General features: G+C 39.3%; 15 protein-coding genes. 2 read left to right on the top strand and 13 right to left on the bottom strand.

Annotated features, from left to right (window positions below; genetic code table 11):
* Nucleotides 1–9 precede the first annotated feature (9 nt).
* Nucleotides 10–510 carry a hypothetical protein gene (locus tag EO111_RS03500; protein WP_009353650.1) on the bottom strand — a complete coding sequence of 167 codons (501 nt, stop codon included), beginning with the start codon at nt 508–510 and terminating at the stop codon, nt 10–12.
* 247 nt (nt 511–757) lie between these two features.
* On the opposite strand from EO111_RS03500, the gene EO111_RS03495 reads away from it, so the two are divergent.
* Nucleotides 758–1,270, top strand: a complete 513-nt coding sequence (locus tag EO111_RS03495) for a DUF805 domain-containing protein (RefSeq protein WP_009353721.1) — start codon at nt 758–760, stop codon at nt 1,268–1,270.
* 5 nt (nt 1,271–1,275) lie between these two features.
* Nucleotides 1,276–1,842 carry an SHOCT domain-containing protein gene (locus EO111_RS03490; RefSeq protein WP_127010751.1) on the top strand — a complete coding sequence of 189 codons (567 nt, stop codon included), beginning with the start codon at nt 1,276–1,278 and terminating at the stop codon, nt 1,840–1,842.
* 177 nt (nt 1,843–2,019) lie between these two features.
* Here the strand turns inward: EO111_RS03490 and EO111_RS03485 are convergent, their stop codons facing one another.
* The 12 genes from EO111_RS03485 to hutW form a co-directional block, all read right to left on the bottom strand.
* On the bottom strand, nt 2,020–2,946 hold the full coding sequence (locus EO111_RS03485) for a dihydroorotate dehydrogenase (protein WP_127010750.1): 927 nt from the start codon (nt 2,944–2,946) through the stop codon (nt 2,020–2,022).
* Nucleotides 2,946–3,713 carry a dihydroorotate dehydrogenase electron transfer subunit gene (locus tag EO111_RS03480; protein ID WP_127010749.1) on the bottom strand — a complete coding sequence of 256 codons (768 nt, stop codon included), beginning with the start codon at nt 3,711–3,713 and terminating at the stop codon, nt 2,946–2,948. The genes EO111_RS03485 and EO111_RS03480 overlap by 1 nt, the downstream gene beginning before the upstream one ends.
* Nucleotides 3,714–3,719: 6 nt before the next feature.
* On the bottom strand, nt 3,720–6,917 hold the full coding sequence (gene carB, locus EO111_RS03475) for a carbamoyl-phosphate synthase large subunit (RefSeq protein WP_371413122.1): 3,198 nt from the start codon (nt 6,915–6,917) through the stop codon (nt 3,720–3,722).
* Between the two features lie 2 nt (nt 6,918–6,919).
* Nucleotides 6,920–7,987 carry a glutamine-hydrolyzing carbamoyl-phosphate synthase small subunit gene (gene carA, locus EO111_RS03470; RefSeq protein WP_127010747.1) on the bottom strand — a complete coding sequence of 356 codons (1,068 nt, stop codon included), beginning with the start codon at nt 7,985–7,987 and terminating at the stop codon, nt 6,920–6,922.
* The gene (locus tag EO111_RS03465; protein ID WP_127010746.1) at nt 7,984–9,273 is read right to left on the bottom strand and encodes a dihydroorotase; all 1,290 of its coding nucleotides are present in this window, start codon (nt 9,271–9,273) and stop codon (nt 7,984–7,986) included. The genes carA and EO111_RS03465 overlap by 4 nt, the downstream gene beginning before the upstream one ends.
* Nucleotides 9,257–10,207, bottom strand: coding sequence for an aspartate carbamoyltransferase catalytic subunit (locus EO111_RS03460; RefSeq protein ID WP_009353673.1), 951 nt, complete (start codon nt 10,205–10,207; stop codon nt 9,257–9,259). The genes EO111_RS03465 and EO111_RS03460 overlap by 17 nt, the downstream gene beginning before the upstream one ends.
* Nucleotides 10,208–10,533: 326 nt before the next feature.
* A complete protein-coding gene (locus EO111_RS03455; protein ID WP_126940644.1) occupies nt 10,534–11,727 on the bottom strand; it encodes an NRAMP family divalent metal transporter in 1,194 nt (397 codons plus the stop codon).
* Between the two features lie 154 nt (nt 11,728–11,881).
* Nucleotides 11,882–12,535 (bottom strand): pyroglutamyl-peptidase I, encoded by a 654-nt coding sequence (gene pcp, locus EO111_RS03450; protein WP_126940646.1) that lies wholly within the window; start codon nt 12,533–12,535, stop codon nt 11,882–11,884.
* Between the two features lie 53 nt (nt 12,536–12,588).
* Entirely contained in the window at nt 12,589–13,518 is a 930-nt protein-coding gene (locus EO111_RS03445) for a DUF979 domain-containing protein (protein WP_126940648.1), read from the bottom strand.
* Between the two features lie 13 nt (nt 13,519–13,531).
* On the bottom strand, nt 13,532–14,209 hold the full coding sequence (locus EO111_RS03440; RefSeq protein ID WP_038144755.1) for a DUF969 domain-containing protein: 678 nt from the start codon (nt 14,207–14,209) through the stop codon (nt 13,532–13,534).
* A gap of 255 nt (nt 14,210–14,464) precedes the next feature.
* On the bottom strand, nt 14,465–14,977 hold the full coding sequence (locus EO111_RS03435; protein ID WP_126940650.1) for a flavodoxin family protein: 513 nt from the start codon (nt 14,975–14,977) through the stop codon (nt 14,465–14,467).
* A gap of 318 nt (nt 14,978–15,295) precedes the next feature.
* Nucleotides 15,296–17,056 carry a heme anaerobic degradation radical SAM methyltransferase ChuW/HutW gene (gene hutW, locus EO111_RS03430; protein ID WP_127010745.1) on the bottom strand — a complete coding sequence of 587 codons (1,761 nt, stop codon included), beginning with the start codon at nt 17,054–17,056 and terminating at the stop codon, nt 15,296–15,298.
* Nucleotides 17,057–17,070: the final 14 nt, after the last annotated feature.

Genomic DNA, 17,070 nt, shown 5'->3' with positions numbered 1-17,070 from the left:
TAAAAGGTGCTAATCTCGCAAAATACGTCCACCAGTTTGCACTGCATGTACCATGTCTTTCGAGCTAATAGTAGGATCTTTTCTAGGTTCTACATTGGGCTGTGTTGTTACAACATGATTGGTTTCTATCACCGTCTCTACGGGCTTAGGTTCAGCCTGTTCTATGGTTGGTGATTCTTTCACTACCACTGTGGAAGACACAGGTGCAGGTTTCACCTCTACCTTTGTTTCTATGACAGGAGTATGTGTTACGTTCCCTGCTTCATGTTGTGATAGCCACCAATGTGTTACCCCTATGACTCCTACTAATGCAATAGTTAACATAGCTCGTTGTGCGTAGGACACAATAGAGGGTCTACCCTCATTCATTTGCTTCATCTCTGCTTGAGCCAAGAATAAATGAAAGTTCCCCTTCACACTTCCCTTTGTAGCATAGGACTTAGCTGCTGCATCTAACCAAGCACGAACCATGCGAATGCGTTTTTCCATAGGTGTTGTTACAGGTTTCATACATTCCTCCTTTCATAACTATATAATCGTAGTTAGAAAGAAAAAAGTGAACCTATTTCTTACTATCTTTACTATTATACCAATGAACCGCTATTTTGCCTATTTTTTTCTGCTAACTTTCTTTATACTACTCTATTTTTTTAATATTTTAATGAAGAATCTATTTCAATTTCATTCCATTTGACCACAGTTCGCCATATATCCTAATCTATGCTATACTTATTCATAGCATATAAGGAGGTTCCTTATGGACATACTGATTAATATGGGCCTATCATTTCTAGTAGGTGTAGCAGCCCTCTTTCTTTTACTTGCGCTAGAACCACACAGTCATGGCGTATTAAATTCATCAGGTCGGATGAATCGATTTCAATTTATCATTGGCATACTATTTTTATCTGCTACTATGCATATTTTTAATATGTTTATCCAACAACTATTAGATGTAGTTGTCATATTGCCGGCTTATTTTGGCATCAAAGCATTAGCTTACGCAGGATATATCATATTGCTCCCTCTATACTATACCCTATACATACGACGATTCAATGACATCGGATTACCAGGTCGTCTCCTTGGTATACTATTGGGTATGTATATTATTTGTACAAATTTATATCTACCATTAAAGAATATTTATATTCTGCACACTATTATTGTAGTAATTATACACGGATTCTTATCTTGTTTCCCTGGTTCTACTGGAAACAATCGCTACGGACCTCCTAGTCCTTGGCCAAGCAAACGTAAGAAAGGATAGTGATTATGGGACTCTTCGATTGGTTCACGCAAACTCCAGACCATATCATAAGCTATGCCCCTGGCGGTCATACATTGCAAGTTAAAATTACTTACAACACAAAAACAGGTCTATTTACGTATCGTGGTCGCTATGGTACACGTGCTAAGTTTTATGATACAGATATCGATCATATCGACAACAAAGAGGTGAGTCGCACCCATCGAGTCTTGCTCATTCAAGGTCGAGATACCTGTCTTGCCACATTAGATGTGTTGACTAATTTAGTAAATGAAAATTTACAAGCATGGATTGAATCTCGTGGCACTGTAGCCTACGATTATGATCAACAACAACGTGGCTTATGGGTTAATACAGCTGCTGTGAAAGCCGCCATCGATGCAGGTCCTCCAGTGGAAACTGCTACCATTGAAGTAGAGGATACATCAGAGAATACTACCACATCTGATGTAGTACCAGCCTTGGATGATCCCATTCTTCGTATCAAACAGTTAAAAGAACTCCTTGATATAGGGGCCATTACTGACGAAGAATTTCAACAGAAAAAAGAAGAATTACTCAATAAAATCTAAACACTAAAAGGACTGTTGCCAGTGTCTCTTTCACTGGAACAGTCCTTTTCTGTATTGTATTCAAAGTTCTCTTCTTTAGGGCTTTCCCTGTATCGATATATTTCCTGATAACCACTCTGATTTTAGATGTATTGCTGACACTATAAACCTATTACAGGAGATATACATTTTCTCTTATTAAGGCATAATAATGCCACCAACTAAGTTCGATACATGATCGATGTGTTGGCTTTCACAATAAGCGCTCATTTCACTAGCGATGATGCCAATAGCTCGTGGATCTATCAACGTTGCCGTCCCCACAGACACGATGTCAGCTCCTACTAGCATAAATTCTAAGGCATCTTCACCAGTCATGATGCCGCCACCCCCCATAATTGGGATTTCAATAGCTTGTGCCACTTGATGTGTTAAACGCAATGCCACTGGTTTCACAGCTGGACCAGATAAACCACCATAGATATTCCCCAATAATGGTTTACGAGTCCGTAGGTCTACAGACATCCCTAATAGGGTATTAATCATACTGATACCATCTGCACCTGCCGCTTCTACAGCACGAGCAATCTCTACGATATCTGTTACATTGGGTGATAATTTCATAATCACTGGCAAATCTGTATGCCCTTTTACCGCTTTACATACAGCAGCCGCACTCTCCGCCTGCACACCAAATGCCATCCCTCCGCATTTTACATTAGGACAACTAATGTTGACCTCTAAGGCTGCTACACCTTCGACGGTCAATGTTTTTGCCATATATTCGTACTCTTCCAGTGTATTACCAGAGATATTAGCAAAAATTGGCACATCATATTGTTTTAAATTTGGCAATATATCTGCTATGAACGCTTCTGCTCCTGGATTTTCTAATCCGATACAGTTCAACACCCCAGATGGTGTTTCAGCGATACGTACACCAGCATTACCCGGTCGAGGAGTAGGTGTTAAACCTTTTACAGAAATCGCCCCTACCTCTGTATCAAGGTCTAAATATCCATCATATTCCAATCCGAACCCAAAAGTGCCCGATGCTGCTACGATAGGATTTTTCATGGAAATACCACAGAACTCTACTGCTAATTTAGGATCTACAGTAGCCATTAGAAAAACACCTCCTCAGCAAGGAATACAGGACCATCTTTACACACTTTATATCGTGTGCCACTTTTACCTTGGCATGCACAGCCTACACAACCACCGGTACCACAACCCATGCGTTCCTCTAAGGACACTTGGCAAGGCACTCCCATTTGTTGAGCTACAGCGGCTACCCCTTTCATCATTGGTGTAGGACCACATGTCAAGACCGCATCAAACTGCTCTTCTTTCATCAGCGTTTCCATCACAGACGTAGGATATCCTTTAGTACCCAGTGAGCCATCATCTGTGGTGATGTGTACAGTCACAGGACTATCTTTAAATAAATCAGCCCAAAACGATTCACTTGCATTGCGGAATCCTAATATCACATGAGCCTCTTGACCTGGTTGTAACCGATCAGCGATACATAGCATGGGTGCAATTCCAACACCACCACCCACTAATAACATGCGGTCTGCAGTGGTAAAAGCTTGACCTAATGGTCCCAAGCAATCTAAGGTATCCCCTTCTCGTAGCTGAGTCATAATCTCTGTACCTTTACCTACCACACGATATAATAAGTCGATGGTACCTGCTTCGGCATCAAAGCCGGCATAACTGATAGGTCTGCGCAACAAGGGAGCTGTGCCCCCTGTGACGCGAACATTGCAAAACTGTCCTAGTTGTGCCTCTTTTGCTTGTTTGGGTGCATATACGGATAGTCTCCATACATCACTGCCTATTTGGGTGTTATGAATCACTCGACCCATTTCTACATATCCACTCATTTATGATTACTCCATTTCATAATCTTGCACTGCATCCACTGTAATAGCATCACCTGCGGTAGCTCGACTAGCTACGACATGTAACACTTCACGAGCTGTATCCAAAGATGTTAAGCATGGTACGCCCATTTCTACAGCTAAACGACGCAATTGGAATCCCTCTCGTTCTGGTTGTTTACCATAGGTTAGGGTATTTAGCATCAAATCTACTTTACCTTCACGAATAGCATCTGCACAGTTTGGACTACCTTCAGATAGCTTATTCACTATAGTGCAATCTACACCGTGTTCTGTGAAATAACAACCAGTACCACCTGTAGCTTGAATGTGGTACCCCAATTCGATAAAACCTTTTGCCAAACAGGTTGCTTCTTCTTTATCACGATCGGCTACGGTCATCAAAATATTGCCTTTATCTGGAATGCGCATATTGGCTCCGTGAATCGCTTTGAACAAGGCATCTGCATAAGTACGGCCAATCCCCATTACTTCTCCAGTAGATTTCATTTCTGGTCCAAGTGCAATTTCTACCAACCCCATTTTTGAGAAGGAGAATACTGGTGCTTTTACAGCCACATGTGGACGGGCTGGCACTAATCCAGTTGGTAATCCCAAGCTTTCCAAGGTTTCTCCTAAAGCAATTCGTGTTGCATACTCCACCATGTTGATACCAGTTACTTTACTAATGAAAGGCACTGTACGGCTAGAACGAGGGTTCACTTCGATAACATGTAACTCATCATTAACCACAATATATTGGATATTGAGTACCCCTTTTACCTGCAACCCTTGAGCAATGCGACGAGTATAATCTACGATTTGATTCGTCAACTCTTCCGACAAATGTTGTGCTGGATATACCGCAATAGAATCTCCAGAGTGTACCCCTGCTCGTTCCACTTGTTCCATAATACCCGGAATGCATACATCGATACCATCAGAAATCGCATCTACTTCTACTTCCATGCCTACCATGTAGCGGTCGATTAACACTGGGTGATCTTTCGATGCTACTACAGCTTCTTTCATATAACGATCTAATTCTTGGTCATTATATACAATTTCCATAGCACGACCACCTAGTACATAAGACGGACGGACAATCAATGGATATTGTAGGCGTTTTGCTGCTTCTAAGGCTTCTTCGTCACTAGTTACCAAAGCGCCTACTGGACGAGGAATTTCCAATTTTGCCAACAATTCATCGAAACGTTCACGGTCTTCTGCCATATCGATGCTGTCTACAGATGTACCTAGAATATTTACACCTCTTGCAGCCAACGGTCCTGCTAAGTTAATGGCTGTTTGTCCACCGAACTGAGCGATAACCCCTACTGGATTCTCCTTGCGGATAATTTCCATCACATCATCTACTGTCAACGGTTCAAAGTACAAGCTATCAGATGTATCAAAATCTGTACTTACTGTCTCTGGGTTGTTGTTAATAATGATAGATTTCATACCAGCTTTACGTAATGCCCATGAGGAATGAACAGAGCAATAATCGAACTCTACCCCTTGTCCGATACGAATTGGACCGGAACCAAGAACGATAACGCTGTTTTCACCACGTGGTACTACTTCATCTTCTGTGGCATAGGCACTGTAATAATATGGCGTGTGCGCTTCAAATTCTGCGGCACAGGTATCTACGTATTTATAGGTTGGATGAATATTCCATTCATTGCGTTTTGCCAACACTTCTTCAGCACTACAATTTGCATATCTAGCAATGACTTGGTCTGGGAAAGAGTAACGCTTCGCAGTTTTTAAATTTGCTTTTGTTACACCATTAGTAGCCAAATCTTTTTCTACTAATACAATATTTTTAATTTTATTGATGAAGAAAGAGTTAATTTTTGTAATGTAGCAAATTTTTTCTACACTAATACCCACACGAAGAGCTTGAGCGATGACATAGAGACGTTCATCATCCACTAATTGTAATCGTTCAATCAGTTGCTCAGGCGTTTCATGAGCAATCTTTTTAAGTTCAATATGATCTAATCCAATTTCTAGAGAACGAATGGCTTTTAATAGAGAACCTTCTAAGGTTCTGTCGATAGCCATAACTTCGCCAGTGGCTTTCATTTGTGTTCCCAACGTACGATCCGCCAAATTAAATTTTTCAAATGGCCAACGAGGAAATTTTGTTACCACATAGTCCAAGGATGGTTCAAAGCACGCTTTTGTTTCTCCTGTAACAGCATTTGTAATTTCATCTAAGGTCATGCCGATAGCAACCTTCGCCGCTACCTTAGCAATGGGATATCCCGTTGCTTTAGAGGCTAATGCAGAAGAGCGAGACACACGTGGATTTACTTCGATTACATAATATTGATTGCTATATGGATCTAAGGCATATTGCACATTGCAACCGCCTTCAATTTTAAGATAGCGAATGATATCCACAGAGGCAGTGCGCAACATTTGGTACTGTGTATCATTCAAGGTTTGAGATGGTGCTACTACCACCGAATCACCTGTATGAACCCCTACTGGGTCAATGTTTTCCATATTACATACAATGATACAGTTATCTGCGCGGTCACGCATCACTTCGTATTCGATTTCTTTCCAACCAGCTACAGATCGTTCTACAAGAATTTGATGGATTGGACTAAGCTTGATGCCACGAAGAGCAATCATGTACATTTCTTCTTCGTTATGAGCAATACCGCCGCCTGTGCCACCTAGTGTATAGGCAGGACGGATGATGATAGGGTATCCAATACGATTGGCAAAATCCACTGCCTCCGCCACATCACTGAAAATATCAGATTCTGGCACAGGTTGATTGATACGCTTCATCGCTTCTTTAAACAGTTCACGGTCTTCCGCTTGTTTGATAGCCTCTAAAGTAGTACCTAGTAATTTTACATTATACTCCTTAAGGACTCCTGCCTCTGACAGTTCTACCGCCATATTGAGACCAACTTGTCCACCTAATGTAGCCAACACCCCATATGGGCGTTCTTTACGGATAATCTCTGTAACAAACTCCAAAGAAATCGGCTCAATATAAACGCTGTCCGCAATATCACGGTCTGTCATGATAGTAGCCGGATTAGAGTTCACTAATACAACTTCATAACCTTCTTCACGAAGAGATTGACAAGCCTGTGTGCCTGCATAATCAAACTCAGCTGCCTGCCCGATAATAATTGGACCAGAACCAATTACAAGAACTTTTTTCTTTTCCATCATTAACCTCTTCTCATCAATGTTTTAAAACGTTCAAACAAATATACATTATCAGTTGGCCCCGGAGATGCTTCTGGGTGATATTGTACCGACATAATCGGCAATTCATTATGCACTAATCCTTCTACAGTACCATCATTCACACTGCGATGGGATACGCGCAATCCAGAACCCTCTAGGCTTGCTTCATCAACTGCATAACCATGATTTTGAGAGGTAATATGAACACGATTCGTATCTAAATCTTTTACTGGATGGTTAGATCCACGATGACCAAAACGCAACTTATACGTTTCACCACCAAATGCACGAGCAATCAATTGATGTCCCATGCAAATACCAAAAATAGGTTTTTGGCCTACTAATTTTTTTATTTCTTCAACAACTTCAGGTACGTCTTTCGGGTCTCCCGGTCCATTGGACAAGAAGATTCCGTCAGGATTGCAAGCCATCACTGTTTCAGCTTTTGTATGAGCTGGGAAAATTGTCAATCGACACCCTTCGTTTTCCAAGGATTGAAGAATATTTTCTTTCACACCAAAATCGTACACAGCTACATGAAACTCAGCTGTATCTTGACCACGGCGACCTTCCCATTTTGTGGTAACACGCATAATGTGATCTGTCGCTAGTGGTTGCGCTAATAAAGCATCGATTTTCTCTTGTGGTGTATCTGTTGGGCAAATAACCCCTTTCATCACGCCATGGCTGCGGATAGCACGTGTAATTGCACGTGTATCCACATTGTATAAACATGGAATACCATGGCTTCTCATATATTCCTCAAATGTCCCCTCATTTTGCCAATTACTAGGGAACGTACACAATTCTCCTACAATCATTGCCTTGCAATAGGGCTTAGAAGATTGATCTACCTCACGTGTGACACCATAATTGCCTACTAATGGGTAAGTTAAAGTAATAATTTGATCTGCATATGACGGATCTGTTAAAATCTCTTGATATCCCGTCATCCCTGTATTAAACACTACTTCGCCAACGATTGGCATGCCCCCCAGCAATGTGCCCTCAAAGATAGTTCCATTTTCTAATACCAGTTTTCCTGTCACCCGATTACAACCCCGTCTTTCATTACAACTTTTCCATCTACTACTGTTAATTTTGCTTTACCAGTGACTGTCATACCATCAAATGGACATGATTTACCACGAGTGTAGAATTTATTTCTATCTACAGTCCAAGTTTCATCTAAAGAAAGGACTGAGATATCCGCAGGTTTTTCTACTTCAAGTACGCCTCCGTCTACTCCGATTAATTGAGCTGGTTTAGTACTCATTAAATTGATGATTTCATCAATTGTGAGGATACCTGTTTTTAATACATGTGTAATTACTGCCGCAAAGGATGTTTCCAATCCTGTGAAACCATTCGCTGCACAGCAGAATTCCACATCTTTTTCTTCGTACGCATGTGGTGCATGGTCCGTAATTATTGCATCAATTGTGCCATCTTGTAATGCTTCTAACAACGCTTGGCGATGATCTTCAGAACGAATTGGTGGAGCCATTTTAAAGTCTGGATTATAATCTCGTAAATATTCATCTGTGAACACTAAATGTTGGCTTGTTACTTCACAAGTTACTTTGATTCCTTTTGCTTTCGCACGGCGTACTTGATCAACAGCTTCTTTTGTACTCACATGTGCAATATGGATATGTCCACCAGTCATTTCTGCTAGCATAATATCACGAGCTACCGCTAAATCTTCTGCCACAGCTGGGCGACCTTTTACACCCATTTCATAGGAAACGATACCTTCATGCATGTGACCTTCACAAGTTAAGCTACATTCTTCCGCATGGTCTACAACCATTTTTCCAAACATGGATGAATATTCTAAAGCACGACGCATGAAAGCAGCACTTTCTACATAATGTCCGTCATCGGAGAAACCTACTACACCAGCTTCTGCCATATCACCCATTTCTGCAAGTTCTTTTCCTTGCAAGCCTTTAGACACAGCGCCCATAAAATCTACTTTTACAACCCCTGTCAATTCCGCTTGTTTACGCAATCCACGTACTAGTGGAGCGTTATCCACAACAGGGTTTGTATTTGCCATAGTTACAACACGTGTAAATCCACCTGCTGCTGCCGCTTGTGTACCACTGTGAAAGTCTTCTTTTGCTTCTTGACCTGGTTCACGTAAATGCGTGTGAATATCAATTAATCCAGGAGCTACGATAAGACCTGTTGCATCGTATACCTCTGCTTGATTCGCTTGTAAATTTTGTCCAATTGCTGCAATTACACCATTTTCTACAAGAATATCTGCTACTTCATGTTGTCCTTTTGCCGGGTTAACTACCGTACCATTTTTAATCAGCAAGCTCACTACCGTCACCTCCGATAATTGTTAAGTATAAAATCGCCATACGGATGGCTACACCATTACGCACCTGTTCTTGGATTACTGATGCATCACCATACGCCACATCTGGCGCAATTTCAAGACCTCTATTCATTGGTCCTGGATGCAATACTAATACATCATCTTTTGCGTTTTCTAACACAGATTTATTAATACCAAAGATACGTGCATATTCACGATTACTTGGGTATAAGGCGGAGTGAATCCGTTCTAATTGGATACGCAATACGTTTACCACATCTGCATCTTTCACAGCTTCACGTACATCATGATGAACTGTAACACCCAATTTTTCTAGTTCTGGGTATACTAACGTACGTGGACCAGCTAGATGCACGTCAGCACCCATTGTTTTTAATCCATAAATATTGGAGCGCGCTACACGGCTGTGCATGATATCGCCTATGATAACTACTTTTAAACCTTCTAATGTAGGTTTATGTTCTAGGATAGAGTACATATCTAATAAGGCTTGTGTTGGATGCTCATGAGCTCCATCACCAGCATTGATAATAATTGGATCCACACATTTTGTGGCATATAAAGGAGCTCCTTCTTCACTAGAGCGCATTACGATGGCGTCTGTTCCCATATAAGACATCGTTAATAATGTGTCACGGAAACTTTCCCCTTTTGCCATAGAGCTACCGCTCTTGGAAATGTTGATGACATCAGCCCCTAAATATTTACCTGCTAACTCAAAAGAACTTCTTGTACGTGTACTATTCTCCATAAACAAGTTAATAATAGATTTGCCTTTTAATAATGGATGTTTCTTATTGTCCGATAAAACAATTTTTTTCATTTTTTTAGCTACACGTAAAATGAGTTCAATTTCTTCTTTTGACCGACCTTGCAGTCCTAATAGGTGCTTACCTTTTAAGCTGATTTCTCCCATCATAGCCTCCTTTGTAGTACTTCTATTACACGCAAAAAGACCCCTTGCCGTAAGGCAAGAGGTCGCATAGTTATAGTGATTCTATTATAGAGTACACCTATAGATATAGGTAAAGACTCCTACTACGTTCCCTTACTAGCCTCACAGGACTAATTTAAAAGGTTCAAATTACGCTCTTCGGTCTCTCGTACCGATTCATTAAGCTTATAAGTATTATAAAGCAAGGACGCTTATACGTCAAGATATTTCTGTTACTTTTACTATGCTAACAGGAAAATACAAAATGATTAATTAATTTACAAAATAGTATTTTTGATCTCAAAAAATCAAAATAATTTAAAAATACTATGCACAGATATTACTGCAATATAGGCTGTAATTAAAACAACAACCCAACCTAGATAATATAAGACTTTTGGATGTAAATAGTCTCCGACTATATCCTTTCTACGAGTAGCAATCAACATAACAGATAATGTGATTGGTAAGATAAATCCATTTACTGTACCTGCTACAATCATTAATGATACTGGCTTTCCTATAAAAATTAAAATAAACGTTGAGATCGCAATAAAGAGCATAATAACACTTTTTTCATATTTATTTATTATAGGAAATAGGGTTTTACAAAAAGAAATAGAAGTATATGCAGCGCCTAAAATAGAAGTCAAAGATGCGCATAAAAATATAATTCCAAAAATCATGTACCCAAATGAACCTGCAGCTATTAAAAATGTGCTTCCTATTGGATCCTTAGGATCTAATATCGCGCCTGATGTCACCACTCCTAAAACAGCTAAAAACAATAAAACTCTAACAAAAGCATCTATTAGTATTCCCCAGAAGGCAGATTGGCGTACATGATGTAAATTTTCTTTTCCTGTAATATTAGCATCTATAAGTCGATGTCCGCCGGAAAAAGTAATATATCCACCAACCGTTCCACCAATCAATGTCAAGGTAGCTAACCAAGGAATATAGTCTGGCATAATCGTATGTGTAATAGCCAATTTTACCGGTGGATGCGTAGAGTACGCAATAAATCCAATCAGAGCTATCATTACCATACCCAGCATTTTAGAAGTTCCATCAAGAATATTCTCGGCTTTAGGCAATATAAAGAGAAGCATAGTAATAATTCCACTTATAGCTGCACCTATATTAATGTCAATTCCAGCTACAATATGGAGTGCCATCGATGCTCCGCCAATATTTCCTATATTAAAAACTAATCCACCTAAGGCTACCAAGAATGCAACTACATAGCCAAGTCCTGGTAATATTTGATTAGCAATGTCTTGTCCTCGCTTATCTGATACACTAATAATTGTCCACACATTAAGCTGAGCAATAATAGAAAAAATAATCGATAATACAATTGCAAAGCCAAATTCCGCTTTAAGTTCAGCTGTGAATGCTGCTGTCTGCAACATAAATCCTGGTCCGATAGATGAAGTTGCCATAAGAAATGCTGCACCTAGTAAAATTGATGTTCTCTTATTCTGTTTAATTAACTTCATATATCCACCTTATGCTCAAGCTCCGAATTATCATACTTGCATATACATCTATTGCCATAATAATCATTAAATGTAATTATTTAAAAAATAAATGTGGGATTATGCTCATATGCATAAATCCTCACATTCATTTTAAAAGTTTTATTACTTATAACTAATCATGTGGAATTACATAATCCACAGGATCTATTATTTCATATCTTTTTCCACTGCAAATTGTATTGACCATAGATTGTAACCCTTCTACAACAATATTTTTAGCCATACTTGGTTGACCCGGCTTAGTTACTACTTGTTCTGGCAAATATGGTATATGTACAAATCCACAACGAATATTCGTATTGGCAACTTCATGTGCTACACCATAAAAAATATGATTGCAAACAAAGGTACCTGCGGTATTTGAAATACTAGCTGGAATTCCTTGATGTTGTAAACCACTAACCATATCTTTAATCGGCAATGTGGCAAAATAAGCTGGAGCTCCACCTTCTACAATAAATTCATCTTTAGGTTGGTTACCTTTATTATCTGCAATGCGGAAGTCATCTATATTAATAGCAATTCTTTCTACCGTAATATCTGGTCTTCCACCAGCTTGACCTACTAACATAATTGCTTCTGGATGATGCTCTTCAACAGCTTGTTTTACAGCATTTACACTATCATATCGAACTGTTGGCACCATTTTTGTAACAACTTTATAGTCGTTTACCATATATCCTTCTAATTCTTTAACAGCTTCCCAAGCTGGGTTTATAGCTTCTCCACCAAATGGATCAAACCCTGTTACTAAGATTGTTTTCATTATTAACCGCCTCTTAATATGACTATACAGGTATTTATTTTTATTATATTACTTTAGAATACCATGAAATAATACATAAGTAATATGTTAAATACTAATAAAGATACTGCTACAGGCCATTGCGCCTTAATAACCCCATATTGGTCCTTCATTTCTAATAAAGCCGTTGGCACAATATTAAAATTTGCTGCCATTGGTGTCAATAATGTTCCACAATACCCTGCAAGCATAGCAATTGGCCCTATCATTGCAGGATTTGCATTATGCATATTAATTAACATAGGTATTCCAATACCCGTTGTCATCATTGCAAAAGCCGCAAATGCATTTCCCATAACAATTGTAAATAGTGCCATACCAAGGCAATATGTAGCCACGACCGCAAAAACATTATCAACTGGGATTACACTTGATATTCCTGTAGCAATAACCTTGCCTACGCCAGCAATACCAAAAACATAACCCAATGCTGCTAGCAATTGTGATAAAATAGCTGTCCACCCAATTGCATCTATCAGGCGACGACCTTCATTAAATCCTTGATGTACTGATACTCGTGTTAAAAACACTGCTACAAATAGAGCAACCATCGCAGCAATACCAAGTCCTACTAAAGCACCTAGTTTAGTAAAGATTCCAACTAAAAATGTAACAACACCGACTAACAATGCTGGCACAAAAATGGCATTGCCAATTCTTTTAGACTCAGACAGCTTCATTTCTGTAGAAGATTCATTATAAAAACCTTTCCCCAACTGCTTAGTAGCCACTATAGCTGCCATAAAAATTACCATCCATCCATTAATTTCATCTGGTATATACTTTCCAAACATAAAACTAATAGCATAGGTTAACCAAAATAATCCTGTTCCTACACGTTTTGTATTTTCTTTATCATTAAAGGATTGTATAGCAACAATAGTTAACACTATTCCTGTTAATATATAAACAATTTCTAATGCAGGTAATCCAAACAACTCCATACATACACCCCCTCTATATACTTAACGTATCTTTAGCAATTAAATCTTTAACTTTTTTATCAAAAAGGATATATCTAATACTCGCTAGAATATATGCAGTAATGGCTGTTGGAATACAATATAAAATCATTTCTGCTAAATTGATTGTAATACCAGCCTGTTCCATAACTCCTTTTATCAATAATATTCCTCCTGCCGCAATAAAAATATTTTGGCCAAAAAAGTTTCCAATATTATCAGCAGAAGCCGCCATTGCTCTGATTTTATCAATTGTCTCTTGTGAAACTTCTTGTCCATGTAATGCAGCGGCTTCAGCCATTGGAGCAATAAGAGGTCTAACAAACGCAGGCATTCCTGCTAAGGAAATACCAAATGCTACCGTTACTTGTCTTATTAACATATAAAGCATGCATATTCTTCCCGCAGTTGCTGCATTAATTTTACCGATTAAATATCCCGCACGTTCTCTTAAGCCATGACGTTCCATAATCCCTACTACTGGTAAAATCAGTATAAATAAAGACATATATCGATTAGTTACAAATGCTTTTCCTATAGCAGCTATTGTTTCTCGAAATCCTACACCACCAACTAGACCTGTGACAATACCTGCTAGCAAAATGACAAGCAGTGCATTGAATCGAAATGCTAACCCCAAAATCATAATAACTATTCCCGACAAAACTAGCATAAAGATCCCCCTTTCAAAGGAATAATAAAACATATCTTAATTATACAAAATTTCCCGCTTTTTTTATAGGTCTATCATATCACTTATAGTTAAAAGCATTGCTTACTAACAGGAAAATCTTATTCAGAATAATCATAAAAAATTCTAGTCCATACTCCATATCAGAGCTTATCGCCTCGAATGAAAAAGACCGCCATTTCTGGCAGTCTTTTTCGGAGTGTTATTATATTGCAACCTATTACATAGGTAGAAAACTTATAATTTAGCAATAACTTCTTCAACAAATGCTTTTGCATTAGCTAAGTCGTTTTCGTCTGGATGAGATGCAGCTTGTGCATGACGTGCATCACGTTCAGGGCTTTTACCATGGTTATGGCCTTCTGGGAACATTTTGTACATCATTTCGATTACTTTCGGATCTACTTTACCTTGGCATTTGAAGTAACCTACTGGTGTTTGATCATTTGGTAACAATTTCGCAGCTGCTTCTACAGTTTCTTGTGCATGAGGAGATACTGGAGGAACCCCTAAAGTACAGAATAAAGCTACTTTTTCATTTGTGATTTCTTTAAGTACTGCTTGTGCCGCTTTATCAGCGTTACCTTGGTCTGCCCAGAAACCCATAAATACTACATCGTAAGATGCTAAATCAGCTGGAACTTCTTTCACAGATACACATGGTGTACCAGCAGGCAAAGCACTTGCCATAGCTTCTGCTACTAATTTTGTATTGCCTGTACGGCTTGAGTAAACTACGATTGCTTTCATTCATTTTCCACACTTCTAGGAAGTGCGCTCCTTTTACATAACATATAAATACTATAAATAGTATATCATTATTTTTGTATCTAACATTGTAGCCTAAGGCACAATGTTCATTTATCAGATATACATCCGCAGGCATTGCCTGCGGATACTGCACTCTTATTACTGAAGTGATTTTAAACGTACTATAGTATGATGCAGCCTACCAACTTTGACCTGGTATACCTGATTCCACTCTATGAGTGGCTATAGAACTATTACAGGAAACTATATTGTTTGGTTTGGTAAGGTGTGTAGGAGTTCACCTGTAATAGATACTACCTAAATATTTTTCTTAAATGGACTATGTCCTACTGTGCCATGAGCACGTGTAGTTTCCATATCTGTAGGATGCCCTTTTGGAATGCCCGCTGGATGTCCGCCTGCACCATGTGGGTGTTTAGGCACGCCTGCTGGGTGTCCTCCCATCGGTACTCCTTCCGGATGTCCTTTCGGAATACCCGCTGGATGACCACCTGCTCCGTGTGGATGTTTCGCCACGCCCGCTGGATGTCCTCCCATTGGTACTCCTTCTGGATGTCCTTTTGGAACACCTGCTGGATGACCGCCTGCTCCCTGTGGATGTTTCGCCACACCTTCAGGATGACCACCACCTACATGTGGATGATCTTTTGGTCTACCACCATGGTTTTGAGCCGCAATATTTTCATGTAACAATGTGCTTTCACCCGTTAAGATGTACTGAACACATTCAATAACGGTTTGTGTAATATTGACATTCCAGAATCCACCAGCCGTTGTTAAGCGATATAATACGCCATTATATTCCATCAAACCACGAGTTACCCAAGTATCAAGCAACCAACGTAAGTCCTCTAATTTTGAATCCATTTCGATCAAAGTGTCTAGATTTAAAACACCTCGTTCCAAGGAACTGATTACATAATTAGAGAAGTCTTGTAGTTCAGATTGTTTCATAAGAACCATAAATGGTTTCTTACCTTCTTCTACAAGGGCTTCATATGGAGGCAATACACGGTGTAACATTGTCATGTATCCACCTAAATTACCCCCGGCACCACAACCAAATGGATACATTGGGTATCCGGCTTTCGCCATAGTGTTGTACATTGAGCGTTCACGCGGTGCACGGCTCCAATGAGCTGCACTTAAACGTGTAAAATCACGTTTCATCAAGTATTTTACAGCTGCCTCATACATTAATGCTTGTTCTTTAGTGGTAGCTGCTGGGCTTACTTTACCGCGTTCAATTAAGCTTTGTAAATCACTATTTTCAAACACATTTAATTGATATAAGTCCATACCATCTGCTGCGGATTGTTCAAGAAGTTTTAAGTCTTCCATCCACACATCCATCGTTTGATCTGGTAAACCATAGATTAAATCCACAATTACAGAACATTGTTGGTATGCTTTTAATTGTTCTAATCGAGACAACACTGTATCTTGATCATCTAAACGTCCCAATTGACGTCGTACGTGAGTATGGAAAGACTGTACCCCTAAGGACATACGGTTGACACCATGGCTCATCCATACATCCATTTTTTCAGGCACCAAGTCGTGAATACGACCTTCTAATGTCAACTCATAGTCATTGGCCAACGGGAAATATTCTTGGATGGCAGACAACATGCGTTTTGCATTATTAGCAGATAATGATGTTGGCGTACCACCACCAATAAAGATAGTGTGAATCAAACCATCACGGAACCGTGGTTGATCGGCAGCCATTTGCATTTCTTTCAATAACATATCTACATATTTATCTTCTGCATCTTGATTCGTAGCATGTTGATAGAATCCGCAGTACGTACATTTAGTTTGACAGAATGGAATATGAATATATGCCGTTTGCATTTGCCCTGGAACAGGTGGTTGTTGCATTAATTCATTCCATACACGTTGTGCCTCATCCTTTTCTAAAGGACGCCCACTTAGACCAGCATGTACTGCACGTTTGCTTGTAAAAGCATGTGTCAACGGCGTTGCTGTATCAAAACCAAGTTGAATATTACGTTGTTCCTCCGACATGGAGTCAAATAAACTTTTTAAATCCATAATTCCTCCTGAAT

The sequence above is a fragment of the Veillonella sp. CHU594 genome (assembly GCF_003992265.1).
Classification (GTDB): domain Bacteria; phylum Bacillota; class Negativicutes; order Veillonellales; family Veillonellaceae; genus F0422.
Note: the sequence above shows the minus strand (reverse complement) of the source record. Positions and strands in the feature narration are given on the sequence as shown.

Coding starts and splice junctions, on each gene's coding strand:
- EO111_RS03500 (WP_009353650.1), bottom strand. CDS start 510: ATGAAACCTGTAACAACACCTATGGAAAAACGCATTCGCATGGTTCGT.
- EO111_RS03495 (WP_009353721.1), top strand. CDS start 758: ATGGACATACTGATTAATATGGGCCTATCATTTCTAGTAGGTGTAGCA.
- EO111_RS03490 (WP_127010751.1), top strand. CDS start 1,276: ATGGGACTCTTCGATTGGTTCACGCAAACTCCAGACCATATCATAAGC.
- EO111_RS03485 (WP_127010750.1), bottom strand. CDS start 2,946: ATGGCTACTGTAGATCCTAAATTAGCAGTAGAGTTCTGTGGTATTTCC.
- EO111_RS03480 (WP_127010749.1), bottom strand. CDS start 3,713: ATGAGTGGATATGTAGAAATGGGTCGAGTGATTCATAACACCCAAATA.
- carB (WP_371413122.1), bottom strand. CDS start 6,917: ATGGAAAAGAAAAAAGTTCTTGTAATTGGTTCTGGTCCAATTATTATC.
- EO111_RS03460 (WP_009353673.1), bottom strand. CDS start 10,207: ATGGGAGAAATCAGCTTAAAAGGTAAGCACCTATTAGGACTGCAAGGT.
- EO111_RS03455 (WP_126940644.1), bottom strand. CDS start 11,727: ATGAAGTTAATTAAACAGAATAAGAGAACATCAATTTTACTAGGTGCA.
- pcp (WP_126940646.1), bottom strand. CDS start 12,535: ATGAAAACAATCTTAGTAACAGGGTTTGATCCATTTGGTGGAGAAGCT.
- EO111_RS03445 (WP_126940648.1), bottom strand. CDS start 13,518: ATGGAGTTGTTTGGATTACCTGCATTAGAAATTGTTTATATATTAACA.
- EO111_RS03440 (WP_038144755.1), bottom strand. CDS start 14,209: ATGCTAGTTTTGTCGGGAATAGTTATTATGATTTTGGGGTTAGCATTT.
- EO111_RS03435 (WP_126940650.1), bottom strand. CDS start 14,977: ATGAAAGCAATCGTAGTTTACTCAAGCCGTACAGGCAATACAAAATTA.
- hutW (WP_127010745.1), bottom strand. CDS start 17,056: ATGGATTTAAAAAGTTTATTTGACTCCATGTCGGAGGAACAACGTAAT.